At 41.4% G+C, this 20,799-nt stretch carries 24 protein-coding genes; 23 read left to right on the top strand and 1 reads right to left on the bottom strand.

Going from position 1 to position 20,799, the window contains the following annotated elements; all coding sequences use genetic code 11:
- The first annotated feature begins 12 nt into the window (after positions 1-12).
- The 14 genes from NSQ26_RS06055 to NSQ26_RS05990 all read left to right on the top strand — a co-directional run bounded on the left by NSQ26_RS06055 (position 13) and on the right by NSQ26_RS05990 (position 12,161).
- Entirely contained in the window at positions 13-240 is a 228-nt protein-coding gene (locus NSQ26_RS06055; RefSeq protein ID WP_499719729.1) for a hypothetical protein, read from the top strand.
- Complete coding sequence (locus tag NSQ26_RS06050; protein ID WP_499719728.1) at positions 224-3,181, top strand: tape measure protein; 2,958 nt, start codon at positions 224-226, stop codon at positions 3,179-3,181. Before NSQ26_RS06055 ends, NSQ26_RS06050 begins: the two co-directional genes overlap by 17 nt.
- 4 nt (positions 3,182-3,185) lie before the next feature.
- Complete coding sequence (locus tag NSQ26_RS06045; RefSeq protein WP_499719727.1) at positions 3,186-3,965, top strand: distal tail protein Dit; 780 nt, start codon at positions 3,186-3,188, stop codon at positions 3,963-3,965.
- 71 nt (positions 3,966-4,036) lie between these two features.
- Entirely contained in the window at positions 4,037-7,348 is a 3,312-nt protein-coding gene (locus tag NSQ26_RS06040; RefSeq protein ID WP_499719726.1) for a phage tail spike protein, read from the top strand.
- Positions 7,345-7,560, top strand: a complete 216-nt coding sequence (locus NSQ26_RS06035; RefSeq protein WP_499719725.1) for a hypothetical protein — start codon at positions 7,345-7,347, stop codon at positions 7,558-7,560. Before NSQ26_RS06040 ends, NSQ26_RS06035 begins: the two co-directional genes overlap by 4 nt.
- A gap of 50 nt (positions 7,561-7,610) precedes the next feature.
- Entirely contained in the window at positions 7,611-7,862 is a 252-nt protein-coding gene (locus NSQ26_RS06030; protein ID WP_499719724.1) for a hemolysin XhlA family protein, read from the top strand.
- 14 nt (positions 7,863-7,876) lie between these two features.
- The gene (locus tag NSQ26_RS06025; protein ID WP_499719723.1) at positions 7,877-8,101 is read left to right on the top strand and encodes a phage holin; all 225 of its coding nucleotides are present in this window, start codon (positions 7,877-7,879) and stop codon (positions 8,099-8,101) included.
- A gap of 1 nt (position 8,102) precedes the next feature.
- Positions 8,103-9,206, top strand: coding sequence for an N-acetylmuramoyl-L-alanine amidase (locus NSQ26_RS06020; RefSeq protein ID WP_499719721.1), 1,104 nt, complete (start codon positions 8,103-8,105; stop codon positions 9,204-9,206).
- 71 nt (positions 9,207-9,277) lie between these two features.
- Positions 9,278-9,625 carry a hypothetical protein gene (locus NSQ26_RS06015; RefSeq protein WP_499719720.1) on the top strand — a complete coding sequence of 116 codons (348 nt, stop codon included), beginning with the start codon at positions 9,278-9,280 and terminating at the stop codon, positions 9,623-9,625.
- Between the two features lie 71 nt (positions 9,626-9,696).
- Complete coding sequence (locus NSQ26_RS06010; RefSeq protein ID WP_499719719.1) at positions 9,697-10,068, top strand: DUF722 domain-containing protein; 372 nt, start codon at positions 9,697-9,699, stop codon at positions 10,066-10,068.
- Positions 10,069-10,136: 68 nt separating this feature from the next.
- Positions 10,137-10,481 carry a hypothetical protein gene (locus NSQ26_RS06005; RefSeq protein ID WP_499719718.1) on the top strand — a complete coding sequence of 115 codons (345 nt, stop codon included), beginning with the start codon at positions 10,137-10,139 and terminating at the stop codon, positions 10,479-10,481.
- 75 nt (positions 10,482-10,556) lie between these two features.
- Positions 10,557-10,874 carry a cell wall-binding protein YqgA gene (gene yqgA / locus NSQ26_RS06000; protein ID WP_499719716.1) on the top strand — a complete coding sequence of 106 codons (318 nt, stop codon included), beginning with the start codon at positions 10,557-10,559 and terminating at the stop codon, positions 10,872-10,874.
- Between the two features lie 123 nt (positions 10,875-10,997).
- Entirely contained in the window at positions 10,998-11,618 is a 621-nt protein-coding gene (locus NSQ26_RS05995) for a hypothetical protein (protein WP_499719715.1), read from the top strand.
- 186 nt (positions 11,619-11,804) lie between these two features.
- Positions 11,805-12,161: a hypothetical protein gene (locus NSQ26_RS05990; RefSeq protein WP_499719713.1), complete on the top strand. Its 357-nt coding sequence runs from the start codon at positions 11,805-11,807 to the stop codon at positions 12,159-12,161.
- 72 nt (positions 12,162-12,233) lie between these two features.
- Here the strand turns inward: NSQ26_RS05990 and NSQ26_RS05985 are convergent, their stop codons facing one another.
- Positions 12,234-12,824 (bottom strand): DUF6241 domain-containing protein, encoded by a 591-nt coding sequence (locus NSQ26_RS05985; RefSeq protein ID WP_499719712.1) that lies wholly within the window; start codon positions 12,822-12,824, stop codon positions 12,234-12,236.
- Positions 12,825-13,011: 187 nt separating this feature from the next.
- Between NSQ26_RS05985 and NSQ26_RS05980 the strand changes: the two genes are divergently transcribed.
- The 9 genes from NSQ26_RS05980 to NSQ26_RS05940 all read left to right on the top strand — a co-directional run bounded on the left by NSQ26_RS05980 (position 13,012) and on the right by NSQ26_RS05940 (position 20,683).
- The gene (locus NSQ26_RS05980) at positions 13,012-13,281 is read left to right on the top strand and encodes a hypothetical protein (protein WP_499719710.1); all 270 of its coding nucleotides are present in this window, start codon (positions 13,012-13,014) and stop codon (positions 13,279-13,281) included.
- 95 nt (positions 13,282-13,376) lie between these two features.
- Entirely contained in the window at positions 13,377-15,539 is a 2,163-nt protein-coding gene (locus tag NSQ26_RS05975; protein ID WP_499719709.1) for a glycoside hydrolase domain-containing protein, read from the top strand.
- Positions 15,540-15,625: 86 nt separating this feature from the next.
- On the top strand, positions 15,626-15,889 hold the full coding sequence (locus NSQ26_RS05970; protein ID WP_499719708.1) for a hypothetical protein: 264 nt from the start codon (positions 15,626-15,628) through the stop codon (positions 15,887-15,889).
- A 208-nt stretch (positions 15,890-16,097) separates the two neighbouring features.
- Positions 16,098-16,511: a YwqH-like family protein gene (locus tag NSQ26_RS05965; RefSeq protein ID WP_499719707.1), complete on the top strand. Its 414-nt coding sequence runs from the start codon at positions 16,098-16,100 to the stop codon at positions 16,509-16,511.
- 6 nt (positions 16,512-16,517) lie between these two features.
- Positions 16,518-16,784: a DUF5344 family protein gene (locus tag NSQ26_RS05960; RefSeq protein WP_499719706.1), complete on the top strand. Its 267-nt coding sequence runs from the start codon at positions 16,518-16,520 to the stop codon at positions 16,782-16,784.
- 24 nt (positions 16,785-16,808) lie between these two features.
- A complete protein-coding gene (locus NSQ26_RS05955) occupies positions 16,809-18,695 on the top strand; it encodes a DNA/RNA non-specific endonuclease (protein WP_499719705.1) in 1,887 nt (628 codons plus the stop codon).
- 14 nt (positions 18,696-18,709) lie between these two features.
- Complete coding sequence (locus NSQ26_RS05950; protein ID WP_499719704.1) at positions 18,710-19,225, top strand: immunity protein YezG family protein; 516 nt, start codon at positions 18,710-18,712, stop codon at positions 19,223-19,225.
- Between the two features lie 309 nt (positions 19,226-19,534).
- Positions 19,535-19,615, top strand: a complete 81-nt coding sequence (locus NSQ26_RS05945) for a putative holin-like toxin (protein WP_367576287.1) — start codon at positions 19,535-19,537, stop codon at positions 19,613-19,615.
- Positions 19,616-19,903: 288 nt separating this feature from the next.
- Positions 19,904-20,683 carry a DUF4428 domain-containing protein gene (locus NSQ26_RS05940; RefSeq protein ID WP_499719703.1) on the top strand — a complete coding sequence of 260 codons (780 nt, stop codon included), beginning with the start codon at positions 19,904-19,906 and terminating at the stop codon, positions 20,681-20,683.
- The last annotated feature ends 116 nt before the right edge of the window (positions 20,684-20,799 follow it).

Here is a 20,799-nt window from a genome sequence, read left to right as displayed (position 1 = left end):
AAGGAGTATGATATGCACTTGCAAGCGTGGCTGAACGTACAGGCAAATAGCACAAAAGAGAGCGGGAAAAAGGTAGTACCCGTATTTAAAAAGTTTAAGGATTTCTTTGACTACGAGAAACGTTTAAAAGAAGTAGTCACACCACATGCTGGAAAGCTGCATCCGACATGGGCACGAATGGCAAAAATCGCGGCTGTCACCAACGCGAGAGAGGAGGGAGAGAATGGCAGAGAGTTATAGCGTAGAAGCATTTTTGAAGGCATCAGGCGCAGACAGGTTCGGTAAAGCCTTCGCAAGCGCTGGTAGAGACGTTGGTGCGCTCGATAAGTCCGTCAATGGCGCAAACTTTACAATTGGAAAACTCCTTGCAGCTGTCGGGATTACAGCGGCAGTTGCCAAGGGGTTTAGCATGATGAAAGATGCAGTATCTGGGGCGGTTTCTCGTTATGACACGCTAAACAACTTCCCAAGAGTGATGGAGATGATTGGCTTTTCCACGGAGGAATCCTCCGGCGCGATTGAACGCTTAACAAAAGGCGTGGAAGGGTTGCCGACAAGACTCGATGATGTGGCTAGTACAGCGCAACGTATTGCGACAATGACGGGTGATCTGGACGGGGCTGTGGAAACGACACTAGCGCTAAACAACGCGTTCATTTCCTCTGGCTCAGATGTAATGGACGCAAAACGCGGATTAGATCAATACATTCAGATGTTATCAAAGGGAGAAGTTGATCTAGAGTCTTGGCGTACGTTGCAGGAAACAATGGGTGTTGCTTTAAATGATACTGCTAAAGCATTTGGTTTTGCAGGGGAATCCGCACAAAATGATCTATACGAAGCGTTGAAATCGGGTGACATTACTTTTAGTGAGTTCAACGAGAAGTTAATCGAGTTAAGCGATGGAACCGGAGGATTTGCGGAAAGAGCACGGACGGCTAGTGGTGGGATTCAAACCGCGTGGGCGAATATGAAAACGGCAATTGTTAATGGTGTGACGAACATTATCACGGCAATAGACGGCTTTTTAGCCAATACGCAGTTTGAAAGCATCGAAAATATCATCATGATGGCGAAAGATACGTTCTTGAACTTTTTGAACAGTTTAGCCGAAGGCATCCCTGTTTTGGTGGAGAAAATTATGGCGGTGAAAGAAGCGCTTGACCCATGGATTCCAACCATCTTGACGATCGTTTCAACGTTTGCGGCTTTTTTGACGACCATTGCCATTATCTCAACGTTGTGGAATGCGTTTCTGAAGCTAAAGAAAGCGTTGACGTTTACGACGACTGCCAGCAAAGGAGCGTCGATATACGCAAAAATCATGGGTGGCACTTTCGCGAAGATAAACGTGCCTATTTTGATCATATCCGCAGCCATTTTAGCGTTAGGAGCGATCATCTGGCACCTGTGGCAAACGAACGCAGAGTTTAGGGAAAACGTCATGCAGATTTGGGAGAGCATCAAGATCATCATATCAGAAGTGTTCTTAGCGTTACAACCATTCTTCGATGTGTTCATCCAAACGCTAATGACCGTCGTGCAAACAATGATACCTATCGTCGCAACCGTCATCAATGTAGCGGCCTCGTTTTTCGGTTTGCTTGCGCAGCTGATACAAAACCACTCGTGGATCATACAAGTGGTTGCGGTTGTTTTGACGGCGATCGTGGCGTTCAAAGCGATCATGGCTGTTCTTTCCTTACTGGGCGGTGTTATGGCGATTGTCAACTTTGGCGCAAAGATTTTAGCAGGGGCTTTTGCGTTGCTTACATCTCCTCTACTTATTAAGATTGCAATAATAAGTGCAGTTGTGGCTGGTCTCTTATGGTTACTAAGTCAATTTGAGTGGTTCACCGACCTTGTAGCGCCGATCGTAGACACATTGAAAGGCTTGTGGAATGGCTTTCTAGATTTTCTTGGTTTTGGCACAGAGGAAGCCGTAGACAAGGCGTCAGAGTCCATCTCAGGGTTAGGAGAAGATACAGCAACCACAACATCTGAGATGAGCGAAAACGCGCAGAGCAATGTATCCGATATGAGCACCGGTGTTTTAGATAGCTTTAGCGTGATGTCTGGCGGCTCTACCGACATGATGGGTGGTATGAGTGGTGATGTGCTCGGAATGTTTGGAGACATGAATAATGGCGCGTCTATGGACGCATCAAATATGAATGCCGCAGTAACAGGCGACACAAGCGCAATGGCATCTGGTGTAACCTCGGATATTCACAATATGACTGGCATGTCGATGGAAGATATAGAAGCAATGACAAGCGGCATTGAAGGCGACATTGGCGATATGAGTAGTATGTCGACGGAAGACATTGAAGCGATGAGCGGCTCGATCACGGGAGATATGAGTGCGATGTCTTCGTCTGCATCTAGTGAGGCAAGTGCAATGGATCGTTCAGTGTCAAGCAGTTTTGATTCGATGTCGAGTAGTATGTCTAGCGGCATGGGCAATGTAAGCAAAAGTACAGGACAAGAGATGGACAAAGTACGTAAAAAGGTAGAAACATCTCTAAAAGCGATGGTTAGTTCCTTTAAACAACAAATGACAGCGTTAAGCGCTGCCTCAAAACAAGGCATGAATAAAGTGACGCAGGCGATCACATTTGGCATGATGAAATCACTGTCAGCGATAAGGAAATACCTTAGAATGATGGTTTCTGCTATGCGCAGTGTACAGGGGCAGATGCGTTCGGCTGGTATCTATGCAATGAGCGGTTTCCAATCCGGGCTAAATGCACGGGCAAGTAGCGTGTATTCCACAGCTAGACGAATCGCAAACAATGTCGCTAGTACGATGCGTCGCGCTCTACAAGTTCGGTCTCCGTCTCGTGTGACAATGGCAATCGGTGAGTTTACCGGACAAGGTTTACAAATGGGTTTACAATCAATGACGAGGGATGTTGATAGAGTATCACAAGATTTAGCAAGTGCAGCCATACCTAATATTGATGATCGCCAATTGAAATGGAATGTAGCAAGTGCTTTGCGTGGACTGAGTACAGATCATTTAATGCAAATCAGAAGTGATTTAGATAGCCGTGTAAGTATTGACCGACAGCCTGCCAATATCAACATCAGAATTGGTGGCACAGAATTTCGTTCTTTTGTCAGCGATATTACAGATGCACAGCAACGCACTGCAAATAGACGGAGTATTGGGAGGTGATCAAATGTATAGTTTTGTTGATCCGGTGACAGGGAGTAAAGATCACGTCCCGACTCCTTTGCGGACAGTGTTTAATGGAAAAAATTTGGACGAAAAATTGACTGATGAAACTGGTCTGTTTCGAACACTAACTGTGTCAGGACGTGGTGTACTAGCAAGGCGCATAAATACAAATGAAGCACCCTATAAACACGGACTGATTGAACGTGGGTATACGTATCAAGAGCGAGTGATTGAAGTTAAGTTTTTGATTACAGATCAAACGAGTGAGGGGCTTCGCGACCGCTTTAATCGGCTGAATGCACTCCTTTTAGGCAGAAAAAAGCGTCTCAAGTTTACAGATGAAGACGCTTATTTTTATGCGACGTTGCAGCAAGGTGAGATTCCAGAGGAAGACCAAAATCAGTTGATTGGTACGTTAACATTTTTGTGCAGTGATCCGGCAAAATACAAAGAGTCGCACACAATCACGGTGAGTAATGAATGGCAAACGTACAATATAGAGGGGCAAGCAACAACACTGTGGACTACTCGTACTGTTTTTAGTGGCACGGTTAGTCATTACATGTTAGAGAGCAATTTAGGTAAGATCGTTTTGAACTATGAATTTGGGAAAAATGATGTACTCGTGATTGACTATGAAAAGCGCAAAATCACATTAAACGGTGTGACACGTATGCCATTCTTATCATTCGACTCTGTTTGGTTTAAGTTGCAAGCGGGGGAAATGGAATTACAAGCAAGCGAACCAACAGAATTAACATATACCGAACGCTATTACTGATTGTAAGTAGTCGTTCTCCCTCTTGATGTAGAGAGGGGTTATACATATCAAGATAAGAAAGGAGAGTAACCATGGCTGAATTATACATTTTAAACCGACACGATGAATTATTGGGGACAATCAGTGAAGAGACTGGTCTATTGTCTGCACTATTTCGCGAGGAATTAAATCGTGTACCTGACGAGCCGTTTACATTTACGGTAGATGCTAGTGCTGAAAACGCACAATATGTAATAGAAGAAAACCAGGTGGTTTTTCGAGACAAAGAGGAAGAGCTACGATTATATGTAATAAAAGAAATTGACGATGAACACGGAGATAATCCACAGGTTACTGCCACATGCGAACCTGCTTTTTTGGAACTCAAAGAACATATTGTGGTTGAGCGCCGCTTTGTAGATCAAGATGCACAGCGTGCGTTAGATGCGGCATTAGAAGGGACGCGCTGGAAAGGAACTGTGGAATTAGAACTGGGACAAGGTACAACAAACTTTTACTATATATCGGCAGTGGATGCAGTTTGGAAAGTGTTGAATACATGGGGTGGAGAACTCAAAGACGTGGTCACATTTGACGGAAACAGGATTGTGAAACGAGAAATCCGTATCCTTGCACGACGTGGGATAGACAGCGGTAAACGCTTTGAAATCGGTCACAATGTCGAAGAGATTAAGCGTACTGTTTTAAGTTATCCTGTCACAGCGTTGTATGGACGCGGCGCGTCACTCCAAAATGAAGACGATGAGGGCAATGCAACAGGTGGTTACTCTCGTTATATAGATTTTTCGGATATTGAGTGGAAGAAAAGTAAGGGTGATCCGGTTGATAAGCCACGTGGTCAAAAGTGGGTTGGTAGTCCTCAGGCTTTGCACAATTATGGACGGATGAATGACGGGAAGTTGTTACACAGGGAAGCGATATGGCAAAACTCGGACATAGAAGACCCTAAACTATTGTTAGAAAAGACGTGGGAACAACTGCAAGAAGTAAGTAAGCCCGAAGTAAATTATCAATTGTCGGTAAGGCTCTTGGAGCATATTGCAGGATACGAGCACGAACGAGTCAGTCTTGGAGATACAGCGAGAGCATTCGACCGAAACTTTTCACGTCCTATCGAGATGCAAGCACGCGTCATCACTGTGGAATACGATCTGTTAGACATTGAGGGATCAGCTGTGGTGGAGATGGGACAATTTTTGACGTTGCCTGATGCTAATACACGTATTGATAAGGTTGAAGCGGAGTTGAACGACAAGCGCCGTCAGTGGGATGCTGGGAGTGATGTGATTATTGATGCGAGTAAGTACCCAGACATTGTGCCGCTTGTGTCGGTCGTGACAGTAGAGGGGCTATTTGCGGCAATTAAAGTTGATTGGGAGTACAACTATTTGGATACCTACATTGCTGGCCATGAGGTCTATATAAGCGAGGTAAAAGACTTTATACCGTCCTCCGAAACGATGGTATGGCGGGGCTATGGCAATAGTTATAGTTATCACGGTGAGGTAAACAAGCAATATTATGTACGTGTACGGGCATTTAACTATCACTCGCGTTACTCTGATTTTTCGGAAGAAGTCACAGCTACAACACACAGAGTGATAGATCAGGACATTTTATTTAATGAGGAATTGGCTAAAAAGCTACAGTCGCTAAGTGAGCGAGCACAAATCATTGCAGAAAATGCGCTTGAAGGTAAATCATTGATGGATGACTCCATTTTAGCAGATAAAATTGCTAAATATGCTATTACTAATGATCACATCTACGACATTAGTGGTGACAAAATACGTGCTAATACAATTGCAGCATCACGTCTAGCCATTGGAGATATGACCAACTTAACACAAATTCAGGCGGATGGAGATGCAGGTGGTTACCAAGTTGTAAGCTGGCGTGTGGGAGATAGACATTTGAACTTTATCCGGTCAGAAGGGCAATATGGACAGATACGTTTATCGAGATCAATAAAAAATGATTTTAGAGTGGGAGATAAGTACCGACTTAACATGATGTCTCGACTAGACAATGGTGCAGAATGGGTCAGACTCTACGTCCGAGCATACTACACTGATGATAGTTGGAACAATTTAGGAGAGGCGCAAGTAAAAGAATTTAAGGATGATTTAACATCAAATGTAGGTTGTGTAATTGAGATTATGAATGAGATTGACTTTAGTAAGACTTTGAGTCATGTTGATGTGCTTTTACAAAAAAATAAAGACCCTGCTGATGGTTGGTATCAAATTAGGGACATACAACTTAGTAGAATGTATGCAGGAGAATTAATTGTAGATGGATCAATCACGACAAACAAAATTGCCGCAAACAGCGTCACTGCTAATCATTTTGAGGCGGATGCTTTGGTGGCAGGGATTGCAGCGATTGACAAAGCTGTAATCGGCGCGGCCCATATAAAACGAGAGATTGTGGACGAATCACACATTAAAGATTTGGCAGTAACCAAGGGTAAAATAGGTGAGTTAGCCGTTGATACTGTAAATATAGCAAAAGGGGCAGTGACTGACGCGAAAATATCAAATCTAGATGCAAGCAAAATCACGTCAGGTTTTATAGACGCTGCTAATATCGCAATAATGGCAAAGGGAAGTAAGGATAACGATAGGCAAGTTATAAAGATGGATAAGGATGGCTTGCATTCATATGATGACAAGGGTAAATTACGAATTTTACTTGGAGTCACTAACTATAAAGATGGAAGTCCTGCCGTAATTCGATTTTTTGACGAGAGACAGAGAAATATGGGATACATTGGTGCTAACGTAGAAAATACGCTGGCATTGACTAGCACTGGTCACATGCATGTAGAGTCGGGTGGGTCAGGTAAAAAAATGCAATTTTATAGTAATGAGTTCACCTTCCAACCGTGGAATGCAGGAACAAAGGATGTCAGTCATTGGGTTATGGGGAGAGATCGACGTGAGACAATTGACGGGATCGGAGGAAATACAACGCCAACTTTGCGCCCTGATAAAAGTGGACAAGCTCAAATTGGATTACAAAACTTTAGAATATGGGTTGTGAATACAAACTATGTTAGGTATCTAAAAAAATTGAACTTTTCATCCCAAGAAACGAAAGAAAACATACAAGTCGCGGATGTGGATGAGTACGCGAGTTTGTTTGACCATATACAGTTAAAAACATTTAACCGAAAAAGAGATGACATCGAAGCAACTTTGATGAAAAAAGAACTTGGTGTAATAGCAGAAGAAATGCCAACTGAATTGACTGAGGAAAACACATATGTCGATGATGGAATGGTTATGTATGCTACGGTTGCAAAAATAAAGTCACAGCAAACGCAAATTGATTATTTAAAAGAAGCACTTGCTGAAATCAAAAGGGAGATGGAGAAGTGACACAGGGAAATGGGCAACTAACAGAGGAAGAACAACTACGCATCGAATTAAACAAGAAAACGCGTATGACAGAGCAACTCGCTGCACGCGTAGGACAACAGGCATTAGAAATATCCGAGTTACAGACGCAGTGCGAGACGTATGCCACAGCTTTTCAGCAACTGCAAAAAGAGCTTGATGAGTTAAAAAATAAGGGAGGTGATACCTCTTGAAATAGCTAAGCAAACAAAAATCAGGTAGTCCACATGAGGAGGTGCAATGATTGACGGACTATAAAGATGATATTGTAGAGATCAAGCGAGACATTAAGGGTTTGCACAAAGATGTTGCAGAGTTAAAAAGCAAGACCACAGTGCATGATGAGCGTATTACAGCGCTCAATAAAACACTCGATGACATCCAAGAAAACACACTGTGGATTAAGCGGACTATTACTAAAAGCATTATTGGAGCGATCTGTACTGGCATTATCGGCGGTGCGATTGCTCTTTTTTATGCCAGTTTAAATTTGTAGTGGAGGTGATTGATATGATGATGGATGCAGGTAGCATTACGCGGTTTGTCGGCTTAATTGTTGCGTTGTTGGCTTATTTTGGCATTAACATGCCGACTGATTTAGTGGAGGGAATCACTAGTCTAGTGGTGGCAGTCCTAGCCGTTTATGTAGCATTTAAGAACAATTATTTAACGCGACATGGGCAGGAACAAAAAGAAGTATTAGAGAAACAAGGACTAACAAAAGGAGGGAAATAATATGGCAAAAGTAGCAATCTGTGCAGGACATGGCGGTAGTGGATCAACACCGGGTAAGCGGTCACCTGACAACGAGTATGAGTGGGATTTTAACAACAAGGTAGTTTGCGCCGCGGAGCATATGCTTAAAGAAAACGGCGTAGAGGTATTGCGCACGGATGACGCAAGCGGCAAAACAGACGTACCGTTACGGGCGCGTACAGATCGTGCCAATGCGTGGGGTGCAGATGTATATGTGTCGGTGCATCACAATGCATTTAACAGCAGATGGGGCGATCACGGCGGTGTTGAGACGTTTACGCAGACAGGGAGTTATCCAAATGCAGAGCGTCTAGCACGAGAGGTACACACACGGATTGTGCGGGCTATGGACTTGCGCGATCGCGGTTTAAAAAAGTCTAATTTGCATATCACTCGTGAGACGCGTATGCCCGCAATTTTGACCGAGGGTGGGTTTATGGACTCCGCATTGGATATTAGAGCGTTGCGAGATGACGCTAAATTAAAAGCGCAAGGTGAAGCAATTGCAGAAGGAATTTTAGCTTATTTTGGCAAGCCATCTACCAGACCAAACAAGTCTAATCCACAGCGAGTGAAAAAAGGTGGGGCAAGTAGCAATAGCATCGGAAAAGTAACGGTCAAGGCATCAAGCCTGTGGACTTATGACCGCCCAGACTGGGGTGCACGACATCAAACAGTTAGTCGTGGCGAGGTGTTTACTGTAACGCGTGAATTAACGGTAAACGGTAGTAAGATGTATCAACTACGTAGCGGTTTGTATATCACAGCTAATACGCAATATGTAGATTTTAGTCGCGCAGGTGGCGGCACAACAACACAAGCAACATCTACAGCACGCACGGCACGAGCAACGAAAGAGTATGTACAATTGCCATCTAATGCTAAGACGTGGCGAACGTATCGTTTAAGTGTAGCACCTATTGCTAAAAACAGTGATTGGTCGCTTACACCGAGTCGGTTTGGTGGACTGACATATGAGGTACTTGCTCGACCGCAAAAAGATGTTGTGACGATCAACACAAGTCGTGGTCGGCGTAATATTTATGTAGCGCCAAGTACGGGAGCGCGCATCACGCGTAAATAGCTTGAGAGTTTAAGAGGGAAATGTTATTGTGTAAGGTGTTTAAAATTTATTTAACAAAAGGAGAGATTTTCATGTTTAAGAAGACGTTTTTAAGTATGGTTGCAGTATTATTTGTATTTATGTCGGGGACAGCTTTTGCGAAAGAGGCAGGGTTACCAGTTATTGAAGGTCCCGATATTGTTTGTGTGCCGATTGGAGCAGATACAATTGAAATTTTAGAGAAGTACTACAAGGCTATTGATATAGATGGAACTGATATTACGGATGAAATGTACGTGTTTATTGATGAATTTGAGACAGACAAACCAGGGATGTATAAGGCAATCCTAGCTGTGGAGTATGGAGATGGCGAAGACGATATTGTACAACGCATGATTGATATTGTAGTAGGATGTCCAGAGTTACCAACACGAAACTGATATAGAGTATGCCCTATCGCCTTTTATGCGGTAGGGTATTATTTTTAAAAATAAGTTGTAGAGGGTATGGAATGAACAAAAGAACAGCAAAGTTACATCCAGTGACATTTAAACATATTGAAGAGGAAGTCAGACGGTTGAAAGACACAAAGAAAGAAATTTTAGATATAAAAGAAAAAATAGACGGCATTACTGATCGAGAGCAATCCACAGTGGTGATGACCAAGAGACTACGCAATTTGGAAGAAATCGTACAAGCGATTGAAAGTGCATATCAAGAACTACCGTGCGACTATCAAAATGTCATTAAAGATCGCTACTGGAGACGCAACAAACTAACGTGGGATGGCGTAGCTCAGAGGAACAATATGCATCGTAACACTGCTCAAAAGTATAAGAATGAGTTTATTAAATCTGTGGCAGAAAAGATTGGATGGCGCTAAATGTTTGTGCAAAGTGTGTGCGTTTCGATTGAATATTCTCTGTAATATTAAAAAAAGGAGGTGTTACTATGTCTAAGCAAGTTAGTGGTAAATTTGATCTTAACAGAACGGTGCACTATACGGTCTATCATTCTCGTTCAAATAACAGCGTGGAGATTTCTGGAAGAGTAGCTTACCGTACTTCAGATAAGGTACGTCATTCTTTTAACATTTATTTGCAGCGCTTGACTAATGGAAAATGGGAGACAGTAGGAACGAGGACAAATGTTCCTGGGGCAGGTTTGGGTGATCCCTATTATGGTGTTACATTCACAAATGTTCGAAAGTCTTCGGCTTCTATGCGTGTTCGTTTGAAAATTGTATCGGAAGGTAAAACGTATTATCAGAACACACGCACATTCCGACATCAATAAGAGTAACGAACCAAATCTAGGGCGGCTTTTGCCGTCCTCTAAACAAAAAAATGAATGAAAGGGGAAATAAGAAAAATGGCTTATGTAAAAACTGATGCAACATATTATGGTCCTAAAGCTACATCTATTGATCTGGAGGTTAATCTTGCGCCTTATAATCCAAAAAATGTTAAAAGTATTAGATTTGAACTTAAAAAACCAGGTGGTACAATAGTTCATCGAGAGACTAATTCCTATTCAAAAGTTACTGGAACATTTCATGCAAGTATAGCAATTACTAGGTTTCTGGTGAACCCAAAGTTGAAGGGGACATATTACGTAAAAGTCACCTTCTTTAATAGTTCAGGAAAAGTTATCACAAGTGTAGAATCTAAGAAAATTTATTTTACCTAAGGTAACGCGAAAAAGCATCTGGAACAAAGTTATTATTTGCCTGATTGATCTAATTATTTTTGATTTGAAAATTCCACTGTGTTATACTGATTTAGCAGGACTAAAAACAGAGGTGGGATCATCGTGAAAAAAGGTATGCTATTAGCTGTGGGATGTGTTGCCACTGTGGCGTTGAGTATTACTGTTGTAGTAAATGCAAACGCTGAGACAAAATCAACTGTGTTAGAACCAAAGTTAACAACGATGTTAGAACATGAATTTGATTCAACGCCTTCTGATGAGAGTGTTGAGGGTAAATACAAAAATGATGCCTATGCTTTTTCTTTGCAGCCAAAGTATGAGAAATACGAATTAGATGTCTTGTTTAAAGATGATCAAAAAGACCAAGCAGTAGAGCTATTAAGCAACGCAACGGAAAAATTGGGTGATTTGACTTCTGAGGGGACAGACTTTTCAGCAGCAAGTACAGCACAAAGTGATAATGATTGGAAATCCATTGTTTTAGACTTGGCTGAACTGAAGAATGTCGTTGAAGAGTCAAATCTTGTGAACGATTTAAATAATGCTGGAGCGCTAGTTTTACAGGTTGAGAGTCATTATGATGAGCCTTCTTTGCAGTTGCTATATAAGTTAATCAGTGATCTCAACGCCGCTGTAAATGGCGAGGATACGGAATACCATTTGACAATGACATTTGATGATAGCGAAAAGATTGTGGAACACGTGAAGTCGAAGATAAAATAAACGTGTTTTGCATAGATGTATGCAATCCACAGTATTGCTTGCATTACAATTATAAATGTAACGTATCAAACCGAATTTATGTGATTCGGTTTTTCTTTTTGCCTATAGAAACGTGTGCAAAGCTTGTGCATTCACGCAGCGATGCCAGGTTAAAATTAAATATAATCATATGAAGGAGGTAATGGAATGGGATGTGGATATGATCGTCTCAGAGATGGATCGGATGCATACTCTTTGGCTGCTTGCATTAAGTCTCAAGGAACGGCTGTGGTAATTACAGCGGAAGGAGAGCGACACGGGGGCGTTAATTTTGGCTTTACAACATATGTGTACCTTGTGGATGCAAACGGGGTAATTGCAAGACGTACGGGATCATTATTGGTAGAGCCAAGCGGTAATAACGTACGAAGAGAAAGTTATAAGATCACAAATGTCCGCAAACGTAGAATGCGTGGGGAAATAATGTTTATGGGAAATAGGGTGACTGGACGTCCGAGTCCAGGGAAATTTATAGTTGTGTACACACCCTGGCATAACCATTAATAAAATCGCAGGTTACTTTTAACATAGAGTAGCCTGCAATTTTTAGTTTGTGGAATTAGAGGGAGAATTTGGTTAGTCTATAAAGTTAGCTTCAATAAAGAGTTCCTCTTCTTCTTCTGTGTACAACCTTAAGGCTTTTCCGGTCTTTTTATCTGCAGAACTGCCTAACCATTCCCAAATGGTATTGTGTACCTCTACGGCATTTGAAAAGTCTCCTTCTCGCCATTGTTCAAGGGAATCAATGATGAAGGACAACCGTTTTTTAATACTGACGTTTAATTCATCCATCTCATCGTCGACCTTTTTTGCTTCTTGGTAAACTCGTTCGAGATGTTCAGGGGTAATCTCCACACTTCTGTGCTTGTCCTCTGAATGCACTTTCTGATGAGTCATCCAGTGTACCTCATTATATATATCTTGGTGTGAATATACTGCATCATCAGAGTGTGTACCAATAAATGGTTCGGTGTTTTCGGAAATGACGACTTCCGCTGTATTATTTTCTTTATATGAACTAGTAGTTTTTTGGTTAGGTTCGGTAGAGGATTGAATATTATTCTCCTCTGTTGTTTTATGGAATGAACTTTCTAGTAAAAAGTATCCCACAGCCCCAAACGTTAAAAATATGAGGGAAACAAAAGATATAATTTTGTATTTGCTCATTTTCGACCTCCTAGAGATGATAAGATCATTTTAAACGAAAGAGAAAGTCATTTCAATTCAAATCGAAAATAAGAGTATATATTTTATAGACATCATAGGCAAAATGTGTGCAAAGCTTGTGCATTTGAATGCTAAACTTAGTTTAAAGTGAAAGTATATTAATTTATAGAGGGGAGTTTTTATTATTATGCTAGACCTAAAGTTTCAAAATGTTGATGGTGAGTATCAGATTTGCTTTTCGGATGAAGAATTTTTTAAGGTAAAAGAAGAAGATTTAAATAAAATGATGTCGATTGTGTATTATAAAGATGGTAAAACTGTCTCTCTGCATGATACTAAAGAAGAACTATCAGAACATATTGATAAAATTTATGAAGAAGATTACGAAAAACAAGAGATCAAACACGCAGTTTCTTTCAATTTATCAGCGAATGACTTTGAAGAAGTCGAAAACTAATTTTTTGTATACAAGCTCACAGGTAGCTGTAAAGAAATAATCTGTGAGTTTTTTGAAATGATTTTAACCAATATTAATTTTGAGGAGGAAATAAAATGGATCGATTGGTGTTAGAAGTACAAAGCTGGCTCAATCAACATTATGCGCGATTTCATCGTGATAAATTTGGTGAAGAGATTCCTATGACTGGTAAAACAGGATGGACAACTGTTTACGCATTAACACGAGCGCTACAAATTGAACTAGGAATATCAAAACCAGTCAATAATTTTGGACCATCTACAGAGGCACGCTACAAAGCGTGGGGAGAAATGGAACTGGGGTCTGTGCCTGACACGGAAAAAGGAAGAATGATAACAAAGATCCTGCAAGGTGCCTGTTGGTGTAAGGGGTACAATCCAGGTGGGTTTGATGGGGATTTCACCGAGAAAACGAAGATAGCGGTACAACGCCTCCAAACAGATGCTAATTTGCCAATAGCAAATGGTAAAGTATATGCATATGTGTTTAAGGCATTTTTGACTATGGATGCTTACCGATTAACACCAGGAGGAGACTCAACAATACGCGAAATTCAGCGTCAATTGAATAACCGTTACTATCGTACATCGGGTGTCTCGCCGTGTGATGGTCATTACCAACGTCAAACCAATAAAGCACTTATATATGGATTGCAAACAGAAATGGGTATCCCAGCATCTCAACAAACTGGTACAGTTGGTCCTGCAACACGGGCTGGACTACCGACGTTACGCCAAGGCGATAGCGGACGTTTTGTGCAACTATTAAAATACGCTGTGACATTTAATAATGAAAATGCAGGCACGCTTAACACAACATATACTAGCCAATTAGCGAGTACAATTTCAGGCTTTCAGCGTTTTGTGATGCTCGATTCCACAGGTGTTGCTGATCGACGCACATGGTTATCCTTGTTGATTAGTACTGGTGATCCTACCCGTAAAGGTACGGCGTGTGACTGTATTACAGAGGTCACGAGGGCGAGAGCGCAAACGTTGGTTAACAATGGTTATACACACGTTGGGCGATACCTTTCGAATGTTCCTGGCGGTCTTAACAAGAAATTACAACCAGGAGAATTCAAAACAATCATAGATGCAGGTATGGCTGTTTATCCTATTTATCAGTTGAATGGTCGAAGCGCATCGAACTTTTCACATGATCAAGGTTTTAATGCTTATCAAGACGCGTATAACCACGCTATAGATTATGGTTTTCCTGAGGGGACAACGATCTACTTTGCTGTGGACTTTGACGTTCTCGGTCATGAGATTACGGGCAGCATCATCCCACACTTTCGTGGTATCAATCGGGCAAAAGAAGTCTTAAAAAATAGGTATAAGATTGGTATATACGGTCCGAGGAGTGCTTGTATCCAGGTCGGGGAGCAAGGACTAGCAACACATAGTTTTGTTGCAGGTATGTCTACAGGATTCAGTGGCAATTTGGGATCACCGTTACCACGTAACTGGTCTTTTGACCAAATCTCTACTATTAGCCTGGGTTCTGGTGCTGGACGTATCGAGATTGATAATAATATTAATTCTGGTCGGGATAAAGGTGCAAAGAGTATTGATAGGAATGCGCGTAAATATTATGCAATCGCTTCTCCGTGGGCTGATTTAGATGAGGTGTATACTCACGAAGAAAAAGAAATAGGTTTGTACAAAGAGTATTCCAAGTCGTATAAGATGCGTATAGGTCCTATTAAAGGCACATTGACCGGGAAATTATTCTTTCAAACTCCAGGTGATCAACATTGGGATTTAGATAAAGCAAATTCTACCCCAGGAAAAGTCTTTCAAGATGAGGTATATACTCAGATCAACAAAATGATCAAAGATGCGTTTCCAGATATGTCTGGTACTGAAAAGGCAGATAATTTAATTGGAGACATAACGGGTGGATTTTTCGGTGAAGTCATTGAGGCAAGAGCTAGTTTGTTAGATGCAAAAGAGGACGCAGTGAAACTGATTACTATTGAAGTTTTACGAAAAGTCGCAGATGGAGTGTATACGTTGGAAAGATTCGAAGTGGATGAAATAAACTTCGGTGATCTTATGAAACCTATACTTGAGACAGCTGTAGTTATAGTAGCTATAATTGCGTTATTAGTAGCGATAGTTGCTTTGGTAGCGTTATTATTGGGAGGTTTCTTTAAAGTCATCATTGGTGGTGCCGCCGCCGCTGTCGCTGCTTTGTTAGCAGTCATTTTCTCGGATAATGAGAGTGGTTAAACAGTAAAAAAAGATAAACTAATGTGTTCTTCTTTTAGTTGTGTTAAAATGAATTTACTTTAACACTTTAATAAGGAGGGGATCTAGTGGGGGAGTATATCCTTCTAGCGTTACTGGTTTTACTTATTTCCTTAATCGTAATTGTTATTGCAGCATTTTTACTAGTGGTTAAAGCACAGAAGTCTAACAAAAGAGCTGTTGAAACCAACGAACGTGCATTTAAGAATGCAGAAAACTTTCGAATCACCCAAACAAAATTGTTAGAGAAATCGTTGGATAACCAAGAAGTGCTAATCAACGAAATCAAATCTTTAAAAGAAGAGATAAAACAATTGAAGAACAACGAATAACCATGTGGAGTAGACCCTCGTTCTTGGGAATGGGGGTTCTTTTTGATTAAACCAATTATTCTTGATCGTGAGAAAGAGAGATTCCCTATTTACATATGAAAATCTACTTATCTCTTGGCACCGCTTTCAACGTGCGCTATAATACAAAAGTAGCGACGTGTTTACCTACCATATATGAAGATAAATCAATGCTTTAGGAGAGGGTGTCATGAGCGGCTATTCTTACAAAATTGAAATGCTTACTATGGACATTGCATCGCTACAAAGTGCGATTGAGCTTGCCAAGGATCAGCGCGCAGATTTACTCGACATCCGAAATGAATTGATGGATGAGAAGCGCGAACTAGAATCGCAAGAGTCTTTCATAAACGAGCCAGAAACCGACAATGAAAGCTCACATGGAACGCACGCGGAAGCACACGAAGATGAACGAGAAACAGCACGACAATTACACGAAAAAGCGGTTGAAAGAGTAGAAGAAATGATTCAAGCGGTTAATGATGAACGAGATGATTTAGCTTCACAAATACAGACGGATCGCGCAAAAGTGTATGACAGAGAAGATCGAATCAGTATGTTAAAACAAAAACAACGCGCTGCACAGGAGGCCGCAAGTAGGTGAGAGTAAATGGAAATTAAAATTAATGTCCAAGAAGTGCTTTATGCGCTCAAAGGTGTAGAACAGTCAGCGGGCGTGTTTGAAATTGAAGCCGTAGATATTCAAGCAGGCGAACTTGATACGATGACGGTTGTAGGCGAAGAAAATGAAGGACTGGATAACCTATTGTCCCAACATGTAAACGCTGTATATGAAATGGAACGCAAGTTGGGCGAAACAGTCAAAGAATATGAAGCGTTAGACCGCGACCTTGGCACAAAACTAAGATCAACATGAGACAACAAACAGGAGGCATAATGGATGAGGTTTCTTGATGTTGAAAGAGTCATGACGGATACGACTGTACTCATAAAAAAATACCAAAATTATCTGGACTTCTACGAGGGAATGGAACGAAAAATCACGTTTGTGGTCGACATGGAAGGATCCATTTCAGGGGAAGGCGCAGACGGACTCGTTGCGAATCATAGAGAATTACAGTTACCTGTCATTCAAGCAATTAGGGCGCACCTGCATCGTTTCATTGAAAAATTAGAGACATTTCAAAGGTATGTATTAGAATTTGAGTCAAATGAAAAAGGGCTTGTATCTTACGACTTCTGGGCGAATTTGGTACCGTATAATATTGATAAATATGAACAATGGATGGAAACAAGCGAAAAAAATATTCAAGCACTGGTAGCACGTGCAAGCGGCATGGTGAACCTTGGAAAATTTGATCTAACGAACGTGTACAACCAAGCGGAAACATCAAAGAAACATGCAGAGAGTGTGGCAGAAGGTTTAAATAAGCTTGATGCGGAAGGTTTTGAGCTATTTCAAGAAATCGTCGCCGGGAGAGCTGAGCTAGAAGCGATCATTAAACAGGCTGTCGAATGGTCAGGAGCAGGACCATTTTTGAAAGGTGTAAACCTTAATGATGTGCGCAATCACTTCAGCGAGTATGAGTTACATAAAGAAGCGCCTAAAGTGAGTTGGAGTGACGACACGTTACTTAACCTCACATCATCATCCGATCCAGACACGAGACGGATGGTATCAGTCTTGTATAACCTCGCAGCAATGGGTGTGAATCCAGCAGTGGTTGCAGCACTTGCAAAAGAACTTGATGCGCATGTCGGACGTCCAGTGTCGCAAGGAATCATCCAAACAGCAGTGACAAACGGTGTGTACCAACCAAGTCCCGGCGCAGAAATGCATGCGGCGTTTCCAATTGATTTTATGTACAATGGCGGACCACGAAGCGTGATGGAAGCGCAAGTCCCAGAATGGTATTATATAGGTGAGGCGATGCCGCTCACGGCGCAATCTATGTATTTGCGGCAGATTCGAGAGGCGATGAAGCTGAAAGATAATGGTGTAGATTTAAGTAACGCGTCTTCCGCGTATGAAGCATCCCACATGGTGAATCAACCAAAGGAGCAAACAAAATATCACTCAGATGATTGGGGCAAATCAACATCACAATTTGAATGGTCCTGGTCGCTTGATGATACGTCAATGGCGGCAGATTTTACCCCAGGCGTGAGCAATCTTAAGTCTGGAGTTGAAGCATTTACGGGATACGATCCAATCACAGGACGGAAATTAGAACCGTGGGAGCGTGGGCTTGCGCTGGCTGGAATTGTGGTTCCGGCTGTTAAAGGCGTTAAAGCTGTTTCCAAAGGTGCGAAGAATGCTGATAAGGTTGCGGATGTGTCTAAAGCAAGCGGACATGTAAAATATGGGGATCATTATACGCGTGTTGGTCGTAAAAAAGCGTTGAAGCCAAATGTGGAATATGTAAATAAAGTAGGGCATCAATATAAGACAGATACACGCGGAAGAATTGCGGAAGTAAATGCTGATTTATCGCTTGGAACCGCGAAGCGTAACCAATACGCACAAAGAAATGTAGGTGGAAAAGACCGTTTGCCTAATGATGATGGTGGACATTTGATTGCGTCGATCTTCAAGGGCTCTGGCGACTTGGATAATCTTGTGCCGATGAATGCGAATGTGAATCGTGGGGCGTATAAAAAGCTGGAAAATGATTGGAAACGCTCCTTGGATAAAGTGCCACCTGATAAAGTTCAAGTGAAGATTAAACCGGTATATAAGGGAGATTCACAGCGACCCGTAAGGTTTATTGTAAAACATAAAGCTGGAGATCGACCATGGAAAACAGATATCTTACCAAATAATTAAGGAGGATGAAAGAAATGGAGACACAAGTAGAATCATACTATCAGAAGTTAGCTGATTTGATTGTGGCTATGATTCCTGAAGAGTGGACAGAATTGAAGTTTTATGCTCAAGAAGATAGCGAAGGTGCTCAAAAATTCTTTTTTTACTATCGCTCACTCGGGACAGGAGAATGGGTATACAATATGGCTATCACGGAGAAGTTTCAATTCCCAGAAGAAGATTTTGATGAATTAATTTGCGAACTTTCCTTCTGCATTAGTGATTTTAAGACCGATTATCAAGAAGAATTTGGGGAAGTCTGGACAAGCTTTCAATTAACATTAACGGACAGCGGAAAATTCAAGTTGAACTTTAACTATGATGAAAATCCTCTAGGACCTGGTAAAACTCAAACTATCTGGGAGTATGAGCATCTGGACTTGGTACCAGAAGATGGGTCAGTCGATAAAGAATTCCTTGACGAATACCTCGAAGAAAAGGCACAAGGCAAGCGCTATCCATTCTTGGAGCCAGTGAAGGAAGAGCAATAATCCACAGTTGATCCCTGTCGTCATTGCATGTTGTTGACGAGGGGGATTTTAGTATGCGTGGAATAAACAATCAATGTTCATGGGTAGTCCACAGAGTTGTTGCATCGGTATCTGACTGTTCACCGAAAAAAACAAAAAACGCCGACAAAAGCCGACGCTATCAAAGTGGGGGTAACCACTATTACAAACATTATACCACACATTTGATAGCGTTTGCGAAAAATAGTTTCACTGTGCTATACTGAACAGGCAATAACATACGGATTTTTAAGGGTGACGGCACTTCCCATAGAAGGGAGGTGTTGCGTGATGACAACATTTGAAGCGCTGATGCTTATGTTTGTTTTTGGCGGTTTGATTGTGTCAATTACATCGCGAGACAAGAAATAACCACCCTTAAGCGCTGCTAACGTAGTAGGGTGGTTGTGTACCTCAAATTAAGCGGCTGTCCCTCTTAGGGAGTCCGGTTATTGCAGACCATGGGTGTTATGAGCACCTGTGGTCATTTTTAGTTTATGCATCTCTTGAGTTCAGTATACATGCAGTGTGTGGGATGCGTCAAGTGTATTTTCGGTGTGCAAAATGCGTATGTCTTGACAGCGCTTACTATATAATTTATCATCATAGTGTAAAAAAGTGTAGGTTTATGTGATATATACAAGCGAAAGGGGTAGTAAAATGGGATTCTTTGATTTAAAAGCTGATTGTGCAATTTGCAGCAAGCAAGTCGGGTTACTCAGGTTCCAAATTGCAAACAAAGAATGGGTATGTCCCGAGTGTTTTAAAAAATGCGGTTTTACAGCGATGACTCCTATTAAAAAAATGACCGCGTCACAGGTACAAGCCGTTTTGCAGGAAAAAGAGAAAAGTTCCAATGCGCTGAAAACCTTTGTTGCGACAAAGAAAATTGGTTCTTATTTAGAGATTGATGAAAATAAAAAGCAATGGCTTATTCCTGATGGTTTTTTTGGTGGCAAAAAAAAGCCTAAGATTTATAATTTCACTGATGTTATAGATTTTGAGCTGTTAGAAGATGGATCATCTATAACTAAAGGAGGGTTGGGAAGAGCAGTGGCTGGTGGGATTCTCTTTGGCGGCGTTGGAGCAGTAGTTGGCGGTGTTACAGGTAGTAAGAAAAGCAAGGCAACTTGTGATAGCCTGAAAATAAGGATTACATTAAACAGCATAGCGACCCCTACTACATACATTAACTTTATTAAAACACCAACCAAAAAAAGCAGCTTTGTATACAAGACAGATTTTACATTAGCACAGGAATGTTTATCAGTACTACAAGTAATGTGTAGCGAATCTTCAGGTCAGGATCATAGTTTACCGGATTCTAAATCAGGTACGAGTGAGGCTGATGAAATACTAAAATTCAAGCAGCTTCTTGATAATGGAGTGATTACACAAGAAGAATTCGAGATGAAGAAAAAACAGATACTTGGGTTGTAAGAAAAATGGTGGATGGAAAATAAAGGACTAATCCACAGTTGAGCTTGCCATGTGCAGGCTCTATTTTTTTGGAGTTGGTTAATTTTCGCATAGTAAATGTCCACTTATGACACAAA

The organism is Bacillus sp. FSL W7-1360 (assembly GCF_038592975.1).
Classification (GTDB): domain Bacteria; phylum Bacillota; class Bacilli; order Bacillales; family Bacillaceae_D; genus Shouchella; species Shouchella lonarensis.
The sequence above is the reverse complement of the archived record's forward strand: the minus strand, read 5'-3'. Positions and strand labels throughout refer to the sequence as shown.

Bases quoted from the DNA above. Each gene is read 5' to 3' on its own strand.
- NSQ26_RS06055 (WP_499719729.1), top strand. From the start codon at position 13: ATGCACTTGCAAGCGTGGCTGAACGTACAGGCAAATAGCACAAAAGAG.
- NSQ26_RS06050 (WP_499719728.1), top strand. From the start codon at position 224: ATGGCAGAGAGTTATAGCGTAGAAGCATTTTTGAAGGCATCAGGCGCA.
- NSQ26_RS06045 (WP_499719727.1), top strand. From the start codon at position 3,186: ATGTATAGTTTTGTTGATCCGGTGACAGGGAGTAAAGATCACGTCCCG.
- NSQ26_RS06040 (WP_499719726.1), top strand. From the start codon at position 4,037: ATGGCTGAATTATACATTTTAAACCGACACGATGAATTATTGGGGACA.
- NSQ26_RS06025 (WP_499719723.1), top strand. From the start codon at position 7,877: ATGATGATGGATGCAGGTAGCATTACGCGGTTTGTCGGCTTAATTGTT.
- NSQ26_RS06020 (WP_499719721.1), top strand. From the start codon at position 8,103: ATGGCAAAAGTAGCAATCTGTGCAGGACATGGCGGTAGTGGATCAACA.
- NSQ26_RS06015 (WP_499719720.1), top strand. From the start codon at position 9,278: ATGTTTAAGAAGACGTTTTTAAGTATGGTTGCAGTATTATTTGTATTT.
- NSQ26_RS06010 (WP_499719719.1), top strand. From the start codon at position 9,697: ATGAACAAAAGAACAGCAAAGTTACATCCAGTGACATTTAAACATATT.
- NSQ26_RS06005 (WP_499719718.1), top strand. From the start codon at position 10,137: ATGTCTAAGCAAGTTAGTGGTAAATTTGATCTTAACAGAACGGTGCAC.
- yqgA (WP_499719716.1), top strand. From the start codon at position 10,557: ATGGCTTATGTAAAAACTGATGCAACATATTATGGTCCTAAAGCTACA.
- NSQ26_RS05990 (WP_499719713.1), top strand. From the start codon at position 11,805: ATGGGATGTGGATATGATCGTCTCAGAGATGGATCGGATGCATACTCT.
- NSQ26_RS05985 (WP_499719712.1), bottom strand. From the start codon at position 12,824: ATGAGCAAATACAAAATTATATCTTTTGTTTCCCTCATATTTTTAACG.
- NSQ26_RS05980 (WP_499719710.1), top strand. From the start codon at position 13,012: ATGCTAGACCTAAAGTTTCAAAATGTTGATGGTGAGTATCAGATTTGC.
- NSQ26_RS05975 (WP_499719709.1), top strand. From the start codon at position 13,377: ATGGATCGATTGGTGTTAGAAGTACAAAGCTGGCTCAATCAACATTAT.
- NSQ26_RS05965 (WP_499719707.1), top strand. From the start codon at position 16,098: ATGAGCGGCTATTCTTACAAAATTGAAATGCTTACTATGGACATTGCA.
- NSQ26_RS05960 (WP_499719706.1), top strand. From the start codon at position 16,518: ATGGAAATTAAAATTAATGTCCAAGAAGTGCTTTATGCGCTCAAAGGT.
- NSQ26_RS05955 (WP_499719705.1), top strand. From the start codon at position 16,809: ATGAGGTTTCTTGATGTTGAAAGAGTCATGACGGATACGACTGTACTC.
- NSQ26_RS05950 (WP_499719704.1), top strand. From the start codon at position 18,710: ATGGAGACACAAGTAGAATCATACTATCAGAAGTTAGCTGATTTGATT.
- NSQ26_RS05945 (WP_367576287.1), top strand. From the start codon at position 19,535: ATGACAACATTTGAAGCGCTGATGCTTATGTTTGTTTTTGGCGGTTTG.
- NSQ26_RS05940 (WP_499719703.1), top strand. From the start codon at position 19,904: ATGGGATTCTTTGATTTAAAAGCTGATTGTGCAATTTGCAGCAAGCAA.